The sequence below is a fragment of the Pseudoalteromonas sp. JC28 genome (genome assembly GCF_013319255.1).
Taxonomy (GTDB): domain Bacteria; phylum Pseudomonadota; class Gammaproteobacteria; order Enterobacterales; family Alteromonadaceae; genus Pseudoalteromonas.
On record NZ_QOKX01000007.1, the window covers coordinates 26139 to 45835 of the forward strand.

Here is a 19697-nt window from a genome sequence, read left to right on the forward strand (position 1 = left end):
CCTAGCTCATTGGATTATCGCGTTCAACTGGCCACTTAGTTGTTTAAGTTCTGTTGTGGGAGAGGGGTCGGTAGCGATTGGTTGCAAGATTGATAGCTGACCTTGCTCCATTCGGATCACCTTATCAGCGATTTTGAAGTACCTGTCATCGTGGCTTATAACTACTACGGCTTTATTTGCTGACTTTAATTGCGGAAGAATTTCCGTATAAAATATTTCTTTAAACTCGGGGTCTTGATCGGCTGCCCATTCATCAAAAAGGTATAAGCTTTTATCTTCAAGGACACTAACCAAAAGTGCTAATCTCTTTCTCTGCCCATCCGATAACGAAGTCGTTGAAAATGCGTTATCTACAACCTTCACTTTTTCATTAAGATCCAATGCACGAAGCAATTGAGTAATTCTTTCCGGATCCACTTTCAAACCAAAAAGACGCTTAAATAAGTGATAATCAGAGTAAATGGCTGCAACTTCTTCACGGCAACTAGCTAGGCTTTCCATTGTTACTTTTGTGTCACCAAAGTAAATATCGCCTTCTGTTGCTTGATAATGCAGTGTCATCAATTTACTCAGCGTGGATTTCCCAGAACCATTCCCTCCGACAATAAAAACAACCTCACCTTTGCGAATTTCGAAACTCAACGGTCCTACTTTAAATCCGGGTTTATCATCAACACTCAAATATCGAAAACTTACGTCATCAAAACGAATACTTTGCCATTCTGGAAGTGGAGAAATTTTCTCGATAAATTGCTCTTCGGGTAATGTTTCTAGCAGGGTGTTAACTTTCCTAACTGAGACTTTAGCAATCGCAATCTGGGGAATAGCGTTCAAAATCACCGATACTGGACCTGCGATATACAACAACACCATCACTACACCAATCAACTCAGATGAAGATATTTGGTGATAATTGACAAAGACAAAGCTGATCATTCCAATCACCATAAAACTCAAAATATCACCGTAATTCACAGCAACTCGCAGTACGCTTTGCGCTATTTTATCGGAGGCTAGGATATGGCTTTCTTGCTGATGCAATGCATAATCAAAGTAATCGTCACTTTTGGCTCTGTTTAGTTTGAGCTCCTTCGCACCATTAATAATACCGCGGATACCTTCTTGTAAATTATCAACGTGCTTGCGGGACTTTGTTATATATACTCGGCTCACATACATGGGTAATTGATAAGTCACCACACCAAATACAATGCAGTAAGCGACAAACAGAAAAACATCTCTATTGAGATAGTAGAGAAAGATCATCATGCCCAGTAGCGTTACACCATTTGTTAATAAATCAGGTAGCACTCTCGCTCCCATCACGATCCTCTGAACATCCGTCGTTAGCGCTGCAATCAATTTAGCTGAACCTACTTTTTCCAACGCCACTATTGGTGCTTTACGGATGCGATCGTACATGTCCTTACGCATCTGCGTCGTGACCTCAAGCGCAACACGAGTCAGTAATACTTGTGAAAGTGAACGTGTTACAAAAATAAGGGCACATAAAATAGCAAACGCAATTGCAAATTTGGCACTGCTTACCTGCCAACCAAAGAGTTCTAATTGATCTGACTCTGTTGCCAACCCTCCCAACGACGGCTGAAGCGCTTTTAGGACCAATGGAATAAGAAGTGAATAAGCGATGCCCGCCAGCGCTCCGAGAAAGATGGCACAAAATACCTTGTTAGGCGCCTTTTTTGTAAATACATCAAACAGCTTCATAGTTATCCTTAGTTAGACTAATGCCAAGAAAATAGCGTCGTTTTTCATTTCCATGACGTGCCTAATCACCCGCAATCAATTCAACGTAAGCAAGCTGCGATGGTTCTGCATCAAACCTTTCGAACTCTACTCGACTAAACTTCATAACCATGTCATCGTAATGTTCACTGATCGGATTGCCAGACTGTCCAGTTGAGTTCATGTAGAAGTGCTGCTCAGGATCGCCCATCACTATGATTTGCCTCATACCAGCACCAAAGTTTTGCACAAACCCTTGTGATTTGTCGTAATATGAGGCTGCAACATTGACCGAATGTATTGAGCCGCCAGCAGGAGCCCTGCGCTCAAATAAGCCATCCAATACTCTTATATGACTAAAGGGAGTATGAGCATATTCAGTATGTTGCAACTCTCCCCAATTCCATCCAGCAATGTCTTCACCTAGTTGATTTGATAACACCTGCAAGGCTTTTTTAAACGCTTTATTTATAAGTTGTTGACAATTATCACTAGAGGAGTTTGTTGCACTATCCACACACCATTGCGGATGCTGCAGCAACTCAACAACAGTCGTCAGCGGTAAAGTAGATGCAATGTCCTGCAAAATATCTAGCTGCCCTTGCTGATTCCAAAAGCCAGCCAGCTCGTCCTTTAATAGCAACTTTCTTATCTCACGCTGCCACACAATAAAAATGCTTGGCGCCTGACTATCCGCTGACATATTGCCGGTCCAACTTTTCAGCAGCTCTAGCGCTTGACGTTGATGCTCATTCTGCGGTTGAATTTGCTGCGCCAGCGGCAGCAATTTTTTCACTTCAAGATCTAATGTGTCCCCTTGTATGCTCATCATGTCCTTTGCTGTGAGCAGCCTTTCTGGATTTTTTATTAAATCGCTAATCCGCTGACTGCGATAGCTAGGGGCAAATGCATGACTGATAAAATATGGATAAGAATCAAATAACAAACCATCATTGGCTGACACGATAATGCCACTTTCCGGGTTATATAGCTTAGGCATTTGTTGATACGGAATATAGCCAGCCCAATCGGTATTAACCCGACCAGCAGGCAAGGGGATTACCCCTTCACCAACAGCCCTTATAGGTATGCGTCCTGCTCCAGCGTAACCAATATTCCCTTCGGTATCGGCATAAAGCATATTCAGTGCTGGCGCGACTAAAAAGCTGAGGGCATTTTCAAATGATGACCAATTGTTGGCATAGTTAAGCTTAAAAAAAGCCTCATAAGACGTATCATCAGGGTCTAATCCTGTCCACCTTAGGGAAACAGGGTGCATCATTGACTGCTTGATATCACTGATCAAGGGACCACGCTCAGTGGTTCGAACATTGATTTTTACTGGCTTTATACGTTTATTCAGTAATTCTGGAGTGTCAGCTCTAACCTCTATGATCTCAATTCGCTCACCAAGTGGTTGCCATGAACTCCCAGACTCATATAAGCCTTTTTGGTTAATGTTTAAAGTTTCGAAATATAGGTCTTGCACATCAGCCATCATATTAGTCCCCCCCCAGCTGATATGATCGTTTTGACCAAAGATAATCAACGGGGTACCAACCAAGCCCATTCCTTTAGCTGATAGATGCTCACCTTGTTGCGAAAGTGCATACCAATATGAGGGGATTTGCAGTCCTAAGTGCGGATCATTTGCCAGAATAGGCATATTATCTTTGCTATGCTTGCCACTTATAACCCACGCATTACTACCAACATATTGACCACCAAAGTTAAATTGTTTTTGTAACTGCGAGTTACGTCGCATCACATTTTCAAGTGCGACTAAAGTAGGTTGTTGATTAAATTCGGAGTATTGAGCAATACTAAACTTACTGGTGATGCCACCAAATAACTGAGTAAGCTGCTTTTCTGGCAAAGACTGAGCGGCAATATAGTTTCGAATCTCATCATTCATATTGCCAGCCAAATTTAGCGCAAACATTTTAACCCAAGCAATAGTATCTATTTCTCGCCATCGCTGTGGTTTTATATCTAGTAAAGTAAACTCAGCTGGATAAACAGTCTGTTGCGCAATCCAATAGTTAATCCCAGCAACATACGCTGTAACTGACTTTTTAGCTTCGGGAGAAAGGTTTTGCCAAGCTTGCTCTGCAGCGCCATAAATTCCAAGGCTTCGTATCCAAATGTCACTTCCTAGAGCATCTCGACCGAGTACTTCGCTCAAGCGTCCTTGAGCCATGCGTTTTTGAAGTTCAAGCTGCCACATTCTATCTTGAGCATGGACAACCCCTGTTGCAAAGAAAATATCTTGATCATCACTACCGTCGAGATAAACAACGCCATTTTGGTCACGATAAACTTTTACATTAGCGCTCAACCATGGAGCCTTTAGCTGCCCTTTGAGTGGCGGGAGGCTTGCCTGAAGATGGTTAACTCCGTATATCAGAATAACGAGTAAAGGTAGTAAGACCACTAAAATTACTCTTGAAATCAATGGGTAACTCTTAAACACGAGCGAACTAATCCTTTTTTATTATAATTTATTTCTAGCACCTGTACTGCTAAACCCAACAACCCCTAAGATCCCCTGAACTCCCAGTGACGACTGCCTCCAGTCACTCGGGCTGTTAAAACGAAATCGTGTTCATGAATGAGCGAGACTTAATCTGTTGAAATTGGCTAAGTCGCTGACTAGGGTAAAATATAACCACAATCAAACTTAACCTTTAGAAAACACAAAATCAACTAAGAAAACAAAAAAATAACACTTGCAACCATTCGTGAAACAAAACAAACTAATGGCTAATTTTTCATCTGTTTTAACATCAGCTTTATAAGTAAAGGAAAAACAGCTAGAGGGTATGTGGTCTTGCCAGTAGTGGTCTACTTCATAAAACATGTAACCCAAGATGTTAATCGCGAGATATATCAATTCCGGAACAAAAAATTGCAAATGTATCGAAAGTGGGACTTTTGCCTGCTGTAAGTAAAGTCTTTTAAAAATACATAACCAATTGATTCCAATTGACAAATAAAAAAAAGTAGAAGTTGGTATTAAATCTGCTAACCAAGCTTACATCAGAAGATATACGGTAGAGTTCATGGATATAACTATTAATAAAAAGAGTAAGAAAAACGTCAGCAAAAAAATGTGGTTAATTATCACAGCCAGTGCAATGGTCATTATTGTGTTTTATTTATTCTTTAATAGCGGATACTCCAACGCTTCTTATATAGCCAATAATCGTAGTTTACTTTTTGCTAACGTTCAGCAAGGCCAATTCACTATTAACGTGAGAGGCTATGGTGCATTAGTCCCTAAAGAGATCCATTGGATTTCTACTGATATTAACGGCAGAGTTAAACAACTGTGGGTTAAACCTGGAGATAGCGTAAAGCGTGGTGACATTTTAGTTTCTTTGCAAAACCCCCAGTTAATACAAAAAAAGGAAGAAACCACATGGGAGCTCGAGGCATTGATTGCCGAGAAAAAGGCTGAACGCGTGGCATTAGAATCGCAATTATTCCAACTCAAAACAACGCTACTGGAGACCGATGCCGAGTTTGAATCCACCAAACTGGTACTGGATGCCCAAGAAGCCCTTATAAAAGCTGGTAACTCAACTATTTCAGCACTTGACCACTCGAAAACTAAATTGACCATGAAAAACATTGAGCTGCGTCAAAACTTACAAGCTCAGCAATATAAAAAAATGGAAGAGAATCTCGAAGCTCATATTGCTGGTGCTAAAGCGCGCTTAAATAAAATGCGAAAGACGTTACAACAAGTTCAAGGTCAAGTCGACGCATTAGATATAGTGGCGACCTCCGATGGTGTTGTACAAGAGATGGAGCTGGAACTCGGGCAACAATTGACTAGTGGCGATGGCGTAGCCAAGATAGCCCGCTTAAATGACTTTCAGGCCGAGTTAAAAGTACAAGAGCTTCAAGTACAAAATATTCAACAAGGACAAAAAGTAAAAATAGACACAAGGACTTCGACAGTTAATGGAGTTGTTGAACGGATCGATCCCAATGTTGTTGAAGGAACAGTTAAAGTGGAAGTCAATTTGCAAGGAGAACTTCCACCAGAGGCTCGACCGGACTTAAGTGTCGAAGGGACTATTGCGATCGCAGATAAAAAGGACACTCTATTTGTTAAACGCCCAGTATTTGCCTCAGAAAATACACAAGCATATGTCTATCGTGTAGATAACAATTCAAAAACAGCCCAGCGCGTTAAAGTTGAGTTTGGCCAAGTATCAACAAACACCGTTGAAATACTGTCTGGGCTCAAAGCAGGTGACAGAATTATCATTTCAGACCAATCTGCTTGGGAGCAGCATGCGGAAATCATCCTCAATTAGGGAAGCCTTATGACAAATAAAACAATTATTCAACTGGACAATATCGAGAAAAAATTCTCAACGGAAGATGTTGAAACTTATGCATTAAGCCAGATCAGTCTCACTATTAACTCTGGCGATTATATTGCAATTACAGGCCCTTCTGGTTGTGGTAAATCGACACTGCTATCGCTCATTGGCTTACTTGATGTGCCGTCAGCAGGTAAATACGTACTAAGTGGGCATGATGTCAGCCAAATCAGTCGAGATGAGCGAGCCGCCATCCGTAATGAGCATATTGGATTTGTGTTTCAGTCTTTTAATTTAATTAGCGATATGACTGTAGAGGAAAATATTGCTCTACCACTAAGTTATCGAAACAACATCGACCAAAAACAAATTAGTCATCTTATTGACTTCGCACTAGAAAAGGTTGATATGCAACATCGCCGTAAGCATTTCCCAAGTCAGCTATCAGGGGGCCAGCAGCAACGTGTTGCCATTGCCCGAGCGATTGCAGGAAAGCCAGCTTTAATTTTAGCTGATGAACCAACTGGTAACCTTGATTCTAAAAACACTGATGCGGTTTTAGAATTACTAAAAAAGTTACACAATGAAGGTACAACGATTGTTATGGTGACACATGACCCGCGCTCAGCTGGACAAGCCAACCGCCAAGTTGAGATGTTTGATGGTAAAATCGTTGCGGATCAAGTCGTAAGCGCAAAAAACTCTGCCGCTTAAGGTGTGCACTATGAATTATTTATTAGATATAAAATACGCTTTTCGACTTTTGGCAAAGTCTCCGCTTTTTACTATTTTGACAACCATCGTATTGGCTGGCGGTCTTGCGGTCAGTATATTCAGCTACTCTTTTTTGCATACCTTCGTCTTTTCTGATTTACCATTACCCGAAGGCGAGTCGATAGTGAAGCTACAAGCGACAGAACAGGGCTATGACCGTATGTTTGATGCCGTTGACTTTGCTGCCATTCGGCCACAAATATCAACGCTAAGTGAATATGGCATGTATTATTCAACTTCAGTGCTTTTGGATATTAATGGTCAAGCTCAGTCTCACAATGCTACTTTTAGTGAATGGAACTTGTTCCAATTCTCCCGCGTCCAACCGCTAATGGGTCGAGCTTTTAGACCTGATGACAGCTCCCCTCGGTCAGAAAAAGTTGCAGTGATAGGCTATGACCTTTGGCAAAGTAAGTTCTTCGGCACGCCGGATATTCTTGACTCCACAATTAAAATCAATGGTAAAAATACCCGAGTCGTTGGCGTTATGCCTCAGGGATATGGTTTCCCTGTTGCTTCAAAATTATGGCTGCCGATTCCTGAGCCCTTGTTTACGACTCAAAATAGGGATCAAGTTTATGTAGATGTATACGCTCGGATAAAACCCGATATAGCACAAAACGTTGCCAATGACGCACTATCTCGCATCGCCAAAAACACTTATGAGATGCGTCGTCAAAATAGTGATACTGCAATCGATGACATTTACATCACGACTTTTCAAGCCGCGCAAACCAATGGCGCTGATGGTATTATCGTTTTCACCATTCTAAACATAGTCACCGGATTTATTTTTCTGCTAGCAGCAATTAATGTGGGGAATCTACTGTTAGCCCGCATGAATGCAAGAACCAAAGAGATATCTATCCGAGTCGCCCTTGGTGCGCCGCAGAAACGGCTTATCGTCCAAATGATGTGGGAAAGTATTATTATCTGCGTAGCTGGTGGCGTTATTGCTTTACTTTTATCAGGCTGGGCACTGCAACAAGTTAATCAGTTTTGGATTAACATGAATCTAGCTGACGGATTGGCCTATTGGTGGCACTGGGGACTTGACCTGAATACTATCTTTGCGACTATCATCTTCATTTTTGTCGCTATTATCATGACAGGTGTATTACCTGCGCTACATGTAACAGGTGGCGACTTCAACGCCATTTTGCGAGGTGGTACCAGAGGCGCGGCTAGCAGCAAAGGAAACAAAGTTACTAGAATGCTACTCACTACCGAAATTACTGTTGTTACGGTATTAATGTACCTAGGTATTGTCTCTAGTTTTTTTGCCAATCAGCTGATCAATTTAGATATTGGCTTAAACACCAAAAACATCTTGTCTGCCCAAGTTTCTCTGCCAGCAGAACGTTACGACTCCCACCCTCGCCGCAATGCACTCTACCAAAATATCGCATCTAGGCTACAGCAACAGTCAAGTGTGTCTGATGCAGTTGTCACTACTAGCTTTGGTAAAAATACCTTCATGCAACAAGGTATAAAATACCAGCTGGAGCAAGATAAACCACAAGCTGTGATTAGAAGTGTATCAGGCAACATTCAATTCACAGGTGTCCAGCTACTCACAGGCCGCTATATAGATTCAAGGGACCAAGGGAACACCATGCCTGCAGCAATGATCAGTAAAACTTTAGCACAGACTTATTGGCCTGAAGGATCGGCCATAGGTAAACAACTTAAAATAAGTGACGAAGTAGAAACAGCTAGTACTTGGGCAACAATTGTCGGCGTAGTTTCAGATCGTGTTGAAGGCACTCCAGTTAGCGATCCTAAAAATCTAATGACAATTTATCGTCCAATAAGTCAACTAGATAGCGGTAATATCAATATAGAATACAAGTTTATTGGTTCAGAGCAACAAGCTCGCTCAGTGATTTATGAAACGCTATACGCAATAGACTCAGAAGTACGTATCAGTGCACTTAAAAGTATGGAAGAATTACTCGTAATGCTAAGGGATCTCACTCACTCTGCAACCCAACTATTTTTGAAATGCGGCTTATTTGCCTTGGCATTGGGAGTGACAGGTATTTATGGCCTCACGGCCAATTCAGTTACCCAACGCCAACATGAAATTGGGATCCGCAGGGCATTAGGTGCAAACGATCAAAACATCATCCGCTGGCTCGTTAAACTCGGAGCAAGACCGATGTTAAAGGGTCTAAGTATTGGTTTAGTTTTGTCAGCCATACTCAGCTTTGCCACTTGGCAGATCATCGCGTTAGATATCTATCTCTACGCGATTAGCGCCTTGGTTGTAATTGTAATAACAAGCACGGCTGTGTTAAGCGCCATTTACCTTCCTGCGCGCCGCTCAATTCAATTAGAGCCGAGTGAAACACTGCGCTGTGAAGACTGATGTAGCAAACCTCCTAGCTGACGATCTTTGTCAGCTAGGTCCTAAAATCAGACCCTAAGGAGAAGGAAATGTTTACAACTACTGTCATACGCGTCGGCTTTACAGCACTTGTTATGCTCTGCGCGACGTCGCAAGCGCAACAACCCGCCCCACAAACCACTTCGCTTGAATCGGCATTTTACAATCGACAATATGAGCAAGTCGCTGAAGCATTAGCGGCCCAAAAAAACAAAGATCTTAACTCGGAAATAATGGCTGTATCCGTTGCAGTAGCACAAGATAGCGACGATAAAGAAGCGATGCTAAATGCCTTGATCAAGCGGCATCCAGAAAATGCCGAAGTGCATTTTGTAGCTGGCGAATTATGGTATCAAATTAAGGAGCAATCGAACCTCTTTAATAAACTTGGTCTGGTGGAAAAATCTAATAAGCATTCAATTAGAGCTGCTGAGTTAGCACCAAACAATCCTAAATATTTAGTTGCTGCTGCAAAAGCTTTAGCTATTGAAAGCGGCTTTTGGGACTCAGAAAAGAAAGCATCGAAAGCCATCGTCGAACGACTGAAAGACATGGATAAACATTATTATTATTTGGCTCTCATGGATTACCTTCAAAACACTCAAAATGAAAGCCTCGCGTTACAAACTGTAGATTTTGTGAATCAACACTACCCTCATGATATTGCCTTAGTAAACCGAGCCGCTAATTTGCTTTGGACTTTTTCGGCCAAAGAACAAGCACAGAATCTGTTCGCTAAAGGGTGCCAAATTAATAATGTAGCCACTGGGTTGTTACCTACTTGGCGAGACACTTGTGTGTCTGCCGCTTATTTAGCATTACAGGAACACGGGGATAAGCAATTAGCAGTTGATGCCATGGAGCGCTTAATAAGCAAAGAACAAGTAGAAGATGAGCAGCACATAGAATACTTAATGCTGTTGGGTGAGCTAAGTCGAGCCGTAAAGGACAACAATAAAGCTAAAAGTGCTTATCAACAAGCGCTAACACTTAGCAATGACAGTTCAACAAAGCGAGATATTCGCCGTGCACTCGATAAAGTAAGCCAATAAGCGACATTAGTAATATAGAGAAGGTAAAAATTGACTTGAAAAAACACAAGTAATTCAGCAAGATGGAGTTATTGCTATTATTTATCCTAGCAAAGGTCATGAGTAAAGATTAAATTTTTATAATGTAAATCATATAGATAAAGATTTTTTCCTTGATACACATGATACCTCGAAGCAGCAAGCGTAATGTTTGTGAAGCAGTTGTTGTTGTAATATCAAATTACCGTTTTAATATAGCAGGCGTTAAATACTAATAACGCCGCTTCAGCTAAGCAAATATATGATATAGATAGTCTTACGGGTTGCATTGTCACCACCAGAGGAGTAGTAAAATGACAAAAATGGCAAGATATGCTCTACGAATTGCTGCCTGTTAATTAGGAAATCACGATGAGTGAATCGATTCTTGTAGCAGATGATAATCCAGACATCATCACCTCTGTACAACTACTGCTTGCTGAGTTTGACTATCAGGTATTCAGTGCTACTACCCCAACAGAGCTACTTAATGCACTGGAAACAAAGCACTTCGATCTAATACTCATGGACCTTAATTATCACTTAGACAGCACCTCAGGTATGGAAGGTCTAGAGTTATTAGCTAATATTCGAGCCAAATGGGACATCCCCGTAATAGTCATGACCGGATGGGCTACTGTAGAGTTAGCAATAACGGCTCTACAACAAGGTGCTAATGATTTTATCCAAAAACCTTGGCAGAACGAACACCTCGCAAACAGCATTAAAACCCAATTAGCCTTAAGCGATAGCCAAAGGTTAAGCAAAAAACTAAGTGCTGAAAACAATCAGTTACGTACGCAACTCAGTAATAATCACTGCACTCTAATCGCAGACTCACCTGCGATGCAGAAATTAATTGCAGAAATAGATCGATTACGAGAAAGCCAATCGAGCATTTTACTTACCGGTGAAAACGGCACAGGAAAAACGCTACTCGCTCGCTATATACATAATGACTCACAACGAAGTCAGCAGCCTTTTATCTCCGTAAATATGGGAGCTATCGCTGATGGTGTGTTTGAAAGTGAATTTTTTGGCCATAAAAAAGGAGCGTTTACAGGAGCAATTACTAGTCGAGAAGGTCTTGTCAAACAGGCTCAATGTGGCACATTATTTTTAGATGAAATAGGGAACACTCCCCTTTCTCAACAAGCTAAAATACTTAGCGTGATTGAAGAGAAAATGTATACACCGGTTGGGAGCACACAGGTATATCACGCTGACGTCAGAGTCATTAGCGCCACTAATATGGATTTAGTCAGAGCGATAATGGAAGGAACATTTCGCCAAGATCTATTTTATCGTCTAAACACTATCGAACTTCGTGTACCGTCACTTAGGGAGCGTTTGGAAGATATTCCTCTTTTAGTAGATCATATGTTAGATAAGCTCATCGCTGAGTATAGCTTCGCACCAATAAGGCTTACGAATTGCGCCATGGAGAAACTTAAAGCACATTCATGGCCAGGCAATATTCGAGAACTTAACCATTGTATTGAACGGGCTGTATTTATGTGTCAAAACGGTGTCATAGATGCACATCATTTGCACTTAGTTACTGAGCCTGCAGCTACAACAGCAAACGCTGCGGTTACCGCAGCGGTACCATTAAATCTGACTTTGGATGAACTCGAACGACAAGCCATCATCGAAAGACTTGAACATTATGCAGGAAATGTGAAAAAGACAGCAGCATCATTAGGCCTTAGCCGAAGCGGCTACTATCGTAGAATTGAAAAGTACAACCTTTAAAACATAGCAGCTTTGACCTTGTCTACCACACTTAAAACCACAACTGGAATGCTCATAGTATTGAGTTTAGCCTTTTGTTATTTATTAAGCTTACTATCGGTATCTAAATATATCATAGCGTTGACAGGGCTATTTCTACTTCCAGCCTGCCTGTTTTTAACTAACCACATAAAAGCGAGCTATTACAACCAAACTAGAAACATTGCTGTATTACTAGAAGCACTGGTGGACGAAGACTACAACATACGGTCAGCCATCCGTGCTGAAGATGATGAGATGCTAGAAATAAAACAGCTCCTCAATACACTTTCACAAAGACTAGCACAACAAAATGTTGCCATAAAAGAAAGCCAACTTTTACTGGAAAAAGTGATCACTCACATTGATGTAGGAATAATTGCCACGGATGTTAACTACGACATAACCTTTGCAAACCCCGCAGCTAATGAGCTACTAGGCCTTCAATCGTCACAACAAGGCGCAAACTTAAGCTGCACTACAATCCCTGTAGAACAAGTTACAAGACAGCCACAAAGCTTTACCATTAAAGATGGTGCTGTTAGTAAAACCTATCGAATTGCGGTAGTAAAATACATTCATCATCAGCAGCTCAACTATCTGTTTTTTATCAGCGACGTACAATGGTTATTAATAGATAAAGAGCGAGAGAGTTGGCAACGCTTACATCGAGTACTCAGTCATGAAGTTAACAATAGTTTAGCTCCGATCTCTTCTATTAGTGCCACGTTACTGAAACAGCTTCAGAAACTAGAAAGTGCTACACCGGCTCTTGAGCAGGGTCTTACGGTGATCCATAATCGCTCAACTTCGCTCTACAAATTTATTAGCAACTTTCAGAAAATTAGTAAGCTACCTCAACCTAATAAGCAACCGCTCGACATCTGTGAACTTATCGAAAAATGTATTTTACTATTTCCCGATAGCAAAATATCACTACTAAATCCAACGAAATGCCAGCTATATGCTGATCCACACCAATTAGAACAAGTCTTTGTGAATCTTTTAAAAAACGCTCAAGAAGCCATGAGTACAACAACAGGAGAGATTACCATTGAGTTTGAACAAAGCGACAAATATTGCAGTATAAAGATAATTGATGAGGGTGTCGGCATTAGTAATACTGACAACCTCTTTATTCCGTTTTTTTCTACCAAAGTGTCTGGCAGCGGTATAGGTCTAGTGTTTAGCCGGCAAATACTTTTCAACCATTTAGGTGATTTACAAATTCAAAATAGAAACGATAAAAAAGGAGCTGTTGCAATAGTTTCTCTTCCAAGGTTGCAATCGTAACAATTGCTACAGCGTTATATTACTATTTTTAGGTATACACCTTATTGCAGTAGATGAATCATTCATAAACAAAATATCCATCAATTAGCGGGATCGTTCTTGTATTTTTGTAACAAACAAAATAAAGTAATAACGATTTGCATTTAAATTAGTAACGGATGTACGTAGTTGTGCCTACCTCACACACAAAAGCTTTGCGACAGCAAACCCCAGACGTCGCGTCCTTAAGTTCATGTTTCCTTGTTATTGCTATTCATATCGGAGGCATTGCTTTTGCGTGGACAACTACCTCAATACCGGAGCCAATGGAAATATCTTCTCAGCACTCTAGCATTAAGGGCAAGTTTATCAACTTACCATCCCAAACAGAGGTAACGACAGTTCAACAGCCTGAACCTATTGTAGAACCTGAGCCTATTGTAGAACCTGAGCCTATTGTAGAGCCTGAGCCTGTTGTRGAGCCTGAACCTGTTGTAGAGCCTGAACCTGTTGTAGAGCCTGAACCTGTTGTAGAGCCTGAACCTGTTGTAGAGCCTGAACCTGTTGTAGAGCCTGAACCTGTTGTAGAGCCTGAACCTGTTGTAGAGCCTGAACCTGTTGKAGAGCCTGAGCCTGTTGTAGAGCCTGAGCCTGTTGTAGAGCCTGCTCCAGTCAGCTCCGCAGTCCAACCAGAACAAAAAAATGTTAGTAACACAGCTGAGGTGGCCACCACCTCTCAGGATCCGAGTTTACCGCCAGGACTTGTATTGCCGCACATGAGTGACGCGAATGCATTAAACAATCCGGCACCTATTTACCCAAGATTATCCCGTAAATTTAAAGAACAAGGGACAGTCTTATTAAAAATTTATATTGAAGCGGACGGCAGCGTCTCTGAGATAGAAATACATGAGTCGAGTGGCCACGGTCGCCTAGATCAGTCTGCAAAAGCAACTGTAAAACACTGGCAATACCAACCGGCAACTCAAGACGGACAAGCGATCGGTTATTGGTACCTGCAGCCTGTCAATTTTGCATTAAATTAAATAAGGAACAGTCATGGAGAACCCATACGGAATCGCCGCCATGTGGGCACAAAGCGATATCGTCATTAAAGCAGTAGCGTTTAGTCTGCTGTTTATGTCAATCGCAACTTGGTGCGTCATATTAATTAAAGGCATTAAGCTTTATAAATTAAAACAGCCACTTGTTGGCTCTAAGCAGTTTTGGCACGCACAAGATGTGCAGTCAGGTATTTTATTGCTCGAAACTCCAACGGGCCAAGCGACGCCCTTTAGTTCACTGGTCAACGAAGGCATGCATGCCAAGGCGCATCATGAGCAACACAAAGAAGATTTGCATGGTAATTTACCTATCGCGGAATGGTTAACTGCCAGCTTACGAACTTCTATTGACGAAAGTAAATCGGAACTACAGAGTAACTTAGCGATACTCGCTTCCATTGGTGCCACTGCTCCTTTTATCGGCTTGTTTGGCACTGTATGGGGAATTTACCATGCCCTGATAAGCATTGGCGTTAGTGGCCAAGCAAGTATCGACAAAGTAGCAGGTCCTGTGGGTGAAGCATTAATTATGACTGCTTTTGGCCTTGCCGTCGCTATCCCCGCAGTACTGGGTTACAACGCACTCACTCGGGGAAACAAACGCGTTGTAAACCGCCTGAACCACTTTGCTCACGAATTACACGCATTCTTACTGATGGGCTCTGCACCAAATGCAAACGCTAAGCGCCCAGTATTTAAATCGGTCGGAGGTAAATAATGGCGTTTGGCCAAGGGTTTGAAGATGACGAAGAGGTCATGGCTGAAATAAACATGACACCACTTGTGGATGTGATGCTGGTATTGCTGATCATTTTTATTATCACCATGCCTGTGATCACTCAGTCCATTGAAGTAGAGCTGCCCAAAGCAGCCTTGCAAGAAACCAGCGTAGAGGTATTGCCCGACAGCGTTTCTTTGATAGTACAAGCGAATGGTGATATTCAGTGGCAACAACAAGCCATCACGCTCGCGCAACTTAAACAACGTTTAGTTGAAGTTGCAGCACAATCACCGCAGCCTCCGGTCCAATTACAAGGCGCTGCCAAAGTCCCCTATGAAAAAATAGTCGAGGTTATGGCACTGGCGCAGCAATCGGGCGTTAACTCGCTGAACTTTGTGACACAAACCAAGTAATAAAAGCAAGATAGCGCTAAGCGGGGTGTCGCCTTGTTATAGCGCTATAAAGATTGATAAATAGATAGAACTTAGCTTTTTTAACACAGTGCAACGGGCAGAGATTAGGCACTAAACGACGAAGGATCTCGTTAGACAGTTTAAATACGAATTAATTTCATAAATATTTAAATAAATTAAATTCTCACTCGTCTAATCCAAAACATAATTTTAGTTGAGCTTCTGATAGTCATACCAATTCGCTTAATTAAGTGATCTATTTTGAGGCGAGAAAATCTTGTCGATAACAAGGCGAAAATTTTGCTATTTAGTTGTTCTAAATGAGAAATTTTTAACGCGGTTAGCGTCAGATTTGCTCCTTCAAATTGAGCAACTATTAAGACTAATTGGTATTAATAGCGCCCTGTCGGTCTTGACGCTCAGCAGGCCCTAGGACAATAGCAGTAGCTAACCGTAACTGTGAGGATTAAGTATGAACAACACATCTCGCTTTTCATTAGTAGGTATTGGCTTCGGACCTTCTAATATTGCACTAGCAATCGCACTTCGCGAGCAAGGTCTAACAGATTGGGCTAACCATGCCTTGTTTATGGAACGTCAGCCAGAGTTTTCATGGCATAAAAATATGATGCTCGAAAACACGCACATGCAAATTTCCTTTTTGAAAGACCTTGTCACTATTCGTAATCCTAAAAGTGAATTTACGTTTATTAACTATTTACACCAAAAAAATCGCTTAGCAGACTTTATCAACCTTCAAACATTTTTCCCAAGCCGACATGAGTTTAACGACTACTTAGCATGGGCGGCTTCGCATTTTAAAGATCAAACCAGCTATGGCGAAACAGTATTTGATGTCCAACCGATTTTAGAAAACGAGCAAGTTGTTGCGCTACAAGTGCATTCCAGAGGTGTTGATGGCAGTGAAAAAGTCGTTGAAACAGATAACCTAGTCGTCAGTATTGGTGGTGGTGGATATATACCAAAACAATTTAGAAAACTGGCGGGCGACACCCGCGTATTCCACAGTAATGATTACAAAGTTGCTATTGAAGCAAATAACACAGCTAAGAAAATTGCCGTCATTGGCGCAGGCCAAAGTGCCGCCGAAATATTTATGGATTTACACGGCCGCGCAGATGATAACCAAGTCGATTTTGTTATTCGTGCAAACTCTATTAAGCCATCGGACGACAGTCCATTTGTAAATGAAATCTTCAATGCAGAATATACTGATAAGGTTTTCTCCAAATCCGATATCGAACGCGAAGCCTTCTTAAAAGAATACCGCCAGACCAATTACGCTTGTCCTGACTTACCCCTTATCGAACAAATTTACGGCGTATTTTACGAACAAAAAGTACGCAGCCACTATCGCCATCGCTTCCTTTCTAGCACAGAAGTCGCAGCGGTTGACGCGGACGAAAACGGTATTCATCTAACCCTCACAAACCGCAAAACTGGCGACACTAAAGTGTGTAGCTACGATGCGGTAGTGCTAGCAACAGGCTATGTACGAGATCAGCACAAAACGCTATTGGCGCCTTTATCAAAATACTTAGGTGACTTTACTGTGGGACGCGACTACCGCATTCAAAGCACGGAAGACTTTAAACCGAATATTTTCTTGCAAGGCGCATGCGAAAGCTCCCATGGACTGAGCGATACCTTGTTATCAATTTTGGCAGTCCGTAGCCAAGAAATTGGCGAGGTACTTAAACAACTAAAACAAACATCAACGCCTCAAGTTACTGATAACACGGCGCTAGTGGACTAGCCTCGAACTAAAACGGGTGATTGAGAAAAGCTCTGCTCAATCACCTCATAAATAAATCTGCTTCTCAAAAATAATAAGGAGTCTTTGTGAAACAACAACGCTCAACCCCATTGTTAACCCTATCACCCATTGCTGCCGCCATTTTAGGTTTAACACTGGTATCAACTGCGCATGCTGAAGGTAACTCGCCAAGCAAACTAAAAGCGGTTACCGTCAATGCTGATGCCGACCAAGAAACGGCAACAGGTCCGGTTGAAGGTTACAATGCACGCCGCAGTGCAACTGGCTCAAAAATCGATGTTGCAATAATTGAAGTGCCACAAACCATCAATGTTGTCACCGCAGATAAAATTGAAGCCATTGGCGCAACGCGTGTAACAGAAGCATTATCATATACCGCAGGTGTAAATACCGCACCTTGGGGTGACTTACCACAATACGATTGGTTATACATTCGTGGTTTCGATGCTTATGCACCTGGTTTCTACCAAGATGGTCTTCAGATCCGTAACAGTGGTAACTGGGGTTTATGGCAGACCGAAAGCTACGGTATGGAGCGTATAGAAATTCTTAAAGGCCCCTCTTCGGTATTATATGGTCAAAATGGTCCGGGTGGCGTAGTAAACCTAGTTAGTAAAATGCCAACGCCATTTTCGCAAAATGAGCTGCAGATCAAGCTTGGCAATAACAGCCTCAAACAACTAGCCGTTGATATGTCAGGTCCAATTGACGACGACAGCGAGTATTTATATCGCGTGACAGGCTTAACCAAAAAATCTGATTTGAGTACCGATCCACTAGAAAACGATCGCGACTACCTAGCACTGTCAATGACTTGGCAACCAAGTAGCCAAGGGAAAATTACCTTTTACTCACAATACTACGACATTGAGTCTGGCGCTGCTTGGCACGCCTACCCAACAATAGGTACTATTTTGCCGAACCCTAACGGCCAAATCCCGTTTTCAACATTGATTGGTGAGCCTGATTTCAACCGCTACAACCAAGAGCAGTGGGTGGTAGGTTATAAAGGCGAATATCATTTCAATGACAACTGGCAAATCAAGCAACACGCGCGCTATGCGGAATTTGACGTTGACTATGGCGTCATTTGGGGTAAATGGGCGCAAAAAAATGCTGATAACCCAAGTGACCCAGAAAACTTCCGTTACTTAGCCCGTACTCCACTATCAAGTAAAGAGAAAGTCAGCGGCGCTACTATCGACACACATTTGATCGGTCAGTTTTCACACGGCAACGTAGAACACACATTACTCATTGGTGCCGATTATCAAGATACAGAGATTGAAGTGAGAGCGCGCTACGGCGGTGTGTTAGCTGATCTTGATATCTTTAACCCGACTTACGGCTCAAGTGTGATCCAGCCTGAACCTAACATCAAGGGTATTTCCAAGCTAGAGCAGTTTGGTATTTATATCCAAGACCAAATCAAAATTAATGAGAAGATCATCATTTCTTTGGCTGGTCGTTGGGATGAAGCAAAGCTAAAAAATGAGACGCTAGAAGGCCAAGTAGACCCGACATCAGTGCGTACAGACAGAGAATTTAGTGCTCGCGCCGGGGTTGTTTATTTAGCTGACAACGGCTTAGCACCTTACTTTAGCTACTCTGAATCTTTTGCACCGACAACCAATGTTGACCCTGCTACCGCTCGTCCTTTCTCACCTGAAACAGGTAAACAATACGAAACCGGTGTGCGCTATCAACCAAAGGACTCAACTTCGAGCTATAGTGCAGCGGTATTTGAGATTGAACGTAGTGACTTCACTCAGTGGGTATGGACAACCGAACCTGCTGGCTACAAACAAACGGGTGCCGTCGTTGTGCGCGGTTTAGAGTTCGATGCCTTTGTGCAACCAACTGAAAAAATGAACTTAACCGCTTCTTACGCTTACATTCCAAAAGCGGATGTCACTGAGAGTGGTCTTGATCCAAGACTTGCTGACGAAGTCGGCAAACAGGATAAAGCAGTTTCAAAGCATCAGTTTAATATCTGGAGCGACTATCAACTTACTGACGACTTCACTGTAGGTTTAGGCGCACGTTACACGGGTAGTAACAAAGGTACTGGTGAAAAAGCACCTAAAACCGTTGAGGGTTACACCCTGTTTGATGCCATGGCAAGCTATGATCTGGCACAATGGCGCTTTGCACTCAATGTGCGTAATCTAACCGACAAAAAGGTTATCGCTTCATGTGGTGAAACATCCTGCTCCTATGGCAGTCGCCGAAATATCGCATTAACTGCAACTTACCAATGGTAAGTGATAGCAACTAGAAATTAACTCTCACAAAAACGGCGCTACTCAGCGCCGTTTTTATTTCCAAAGACAAACCTTC

The 19697-nt window shown here is 42.1% G+C and carries 13 protein-coding genes; 11 read left to right on the plus strand and 2 right to left on the minus strand.

Going from position 1 to position 19697, the window contains the following annotated elements; translation table 11 throughout:
• Window positions 1–6: 6 nt before the first annotated feature.
• Window positions 7–1728 carry a cyclic peptide export ABC transporter gene (locus tag DS891_RS15680; protein ID WP_174170297.1) on the minus strand — a complete coding sequence of 574 codons (1722 nt, stop codon included), beginning with the start codon at window positions 1726–1728 and terminating at the stop codon, window positions 7–9.
• 61 nt (window positions 1729–1789) lie between these two features.
• Entirely contained in the window at window positions 1790–4084 is a 2295-nt protein-coding gene (locus tag DS891_RS15685; RefSeq protein ID WP_174170298.1) for a penicillin acylase family protein, read from the minus strand.
• Window positions 4085–4808: 724 nt separating this feature from the next.
• Here DS891_RS15685 and DS891_RS15690 point away from each other — a divergent pair.
• The 11 genes from DS891_RS15690 (at window position 4809) to DS891_RS15740 (ending at window position 19621) form a co-directional block, all read left to right on the plus strand.
• Window positions 4809–6074, plus strand: a complete 1266-nt coding sequence (locus tag DS891_RS15690; protein WP_102056211.1) for an efflux RND transporter periplasmic adaptor subunit — start codon at window positions 4809–4811, stop codon at window positions 6072–6074.
• A 9-nt stretch (window positions 6075–6083) separates the two neighbouring features.
• Window positions 6084–6797 (plus strand): ABC transporter ATP-binding protein, encoded by a 714-nt coding sequence (locus DS891_RS15695; protein ID WP_010607661.1) that lies wholly within the window; start codon window positions 6084–6086, stop codon window positions 6795–6797.
• 10 nt (window positions 6798–6807) lie between these two features.
• Window positions 6808–9228 carry an ABC transporter permease gene (locus tag DS891_RS15700; protein WP_102056210.1) on the plus strand — a complete coding sequence of 807 codons (2421 nt, stop codon included), beginning with the start codon at window positions 6808–6810 and terminating at the stop codon, window positions 9226–9228.
• A gap of 68 nt (window positions 9229–9296) precedes the next feature.
• A complete protein-coding gene (locus DS891_RS15705) occupies window positions 9297–10298 on the plus strand; it encodes a lipopolysaccharide assembly protein LapB (protein ID WP_174170299.1) in 1002 nt (333 codons plus the stop codon).
• Between the two features lie 390 nt (window positions 10299–10688).
• A complete protein-coding gene (locus tag DS891_RS15710) occupies window positions 10689–12071 on the plus strand; it encodes a sigma-54 dependent transcriptional regulator (protein ID WP_102056208.1) in 1383 nt (460 codons plus the stop codon).
• Between the two features lie 225 nt (window positions 12072–12296).
• Window positions 12297–13382 carry an ATP-binding protein gene (locus DS891_RS15715; protein WP_174170300.1) on the plus strand — a complete coding sequence of 362 codons (1086 nt, stop codon included), beginning with the start codon at window positions 12297–12299 and terminating at the stop codon, window positions 13380–13382.
• Between the two features lie 305 nt (window positions 13383–13687).
• Window positions 13688–14407: an energy transducer TonB gene (locus DS891_RS24570; protein WP_174170301.1), complete on the plus strand. Its 720-nt coding sequence runs from the start codon at window positions 13688–13690 to the stop codon at window positions 14405–14407.
• A 13-nt stretch (window positions 14408–14420) separates the two neighbouring features.
• On the plus strand, window positions 14421–15143 hold the full coding sequence (locus DS891_RS24850; RefSeq protein ID WP_010607668.1) for a MotA/TolQ/ExbB proton channel family protein: 723 nt from the start codon (window positions 14421–14423) through the stop codon (window positions 15141–15143).
• Window positions 15143–15559, plus strand: a complete 417-nt coding sequence (locus tag DS891_RS15730) for a biopolymer transporter ExbD (RefSeq protein WP_010607669.1) — start codon at window positions 15143–15145, stop codon at window positions 15557–15559. The genes DS891_RS24850 and DS891_RS15730 overlap by 1 nt, the downstream gene beginning before the upstream one ends.
• Window positions 15560–16031: 472 nt before the next feature.
• Entirely contained in the window at window positions 16032–17336 is a 1305-nt protein-coding gene (locus DS891_RS15735) for a lysine N(6)-hydroxylase/L-ornithine N(5)-oxygenase family protein (RefSeq protein WP_010607670.1), read from the plus strand.
• A gap of 86 nt (window positions 17337–17422) precedes the next feature.
• Window positions 17423–19621, plus strand: coding sequence for a TonB-dependent siderophore receptor (locus DS891_RS15740; protein ID WP_174170302.1), 2199 nt, complete (start codon window positions 17423–17425; stop codon window positions 19619–19621).
• The last annotated feature ends 76 nt before the right edge of the window (window positions 19622–19697 follow it).

What these genes read in the sequence shown, in the direction of transcription:
- DS891_RS15680 (WP_174170297.1), bottom strand. Translation starts at nt 1,728, where the DNA reads ATGAAGCTGTTTGATGTATTTACAAAAAAGGCGCCTAACAAGGTATTT.
- DS891_RS15690 (WP_102056211.1), top strand. Translation starts at nt 4,809, where the DNA reads ATGGATATAACTATTAATAAAAAGAGTAAGAAAAACGTCAGCAAAAAA.
- DS891_RS15695 (WP_010607661.1), top strand. Translation starts at nt 6,084, where the DNA reads ATGACAAATAAAACAATTATTCAACTGGACAATATCGAGAAAAAATTC.
- DS891_RS15700 (WP_102056210.1), top strand. Translation starts at nt 6,808, where the DNA reads ATGAATTATTTATTAGATATAAAATACGCTTTTCGACTTTTGGCAAAG.
- DS891_RS15705 (WP_174170299.1), top strand. Translation starts at nt 9,297, where the DNA reads ATGTTTACAACTACTGTCATACGCGTCGGCTTTACAGCACTTGTTATG.
- DS891_RS15710 (WP_102056208.1), top strand. Translation starts at nt 10,689, where the DNA reads ATGAGTGAATCGATTCTTGTAGCAGATGATAATCCAGACATCATCACC.
- DS891_RS24850 (WP_010607668.1), top strand. Translation starts at nt 14,421, where the DNA reads ATGGAGAACCCATACGGAATCGCCGCCATGTGGGCACAAAGCGATATC.
- DS891_RS15730 (WP_010607669.1), top strand. Translation starts at nt 15,143, where the DNA reads ATGGCGTTTGGCCAAGGGTTTGAAGATGACGAAGAGGTCATGGCTGAA.
- DS891_RS15735 (WP_010607670.1), top strand. Translation starts at nt 16,032, where the DNA reads ATGAACAACACATCTCGCTTTTCATTAGTAGGTATTGGCTTCGGACCT.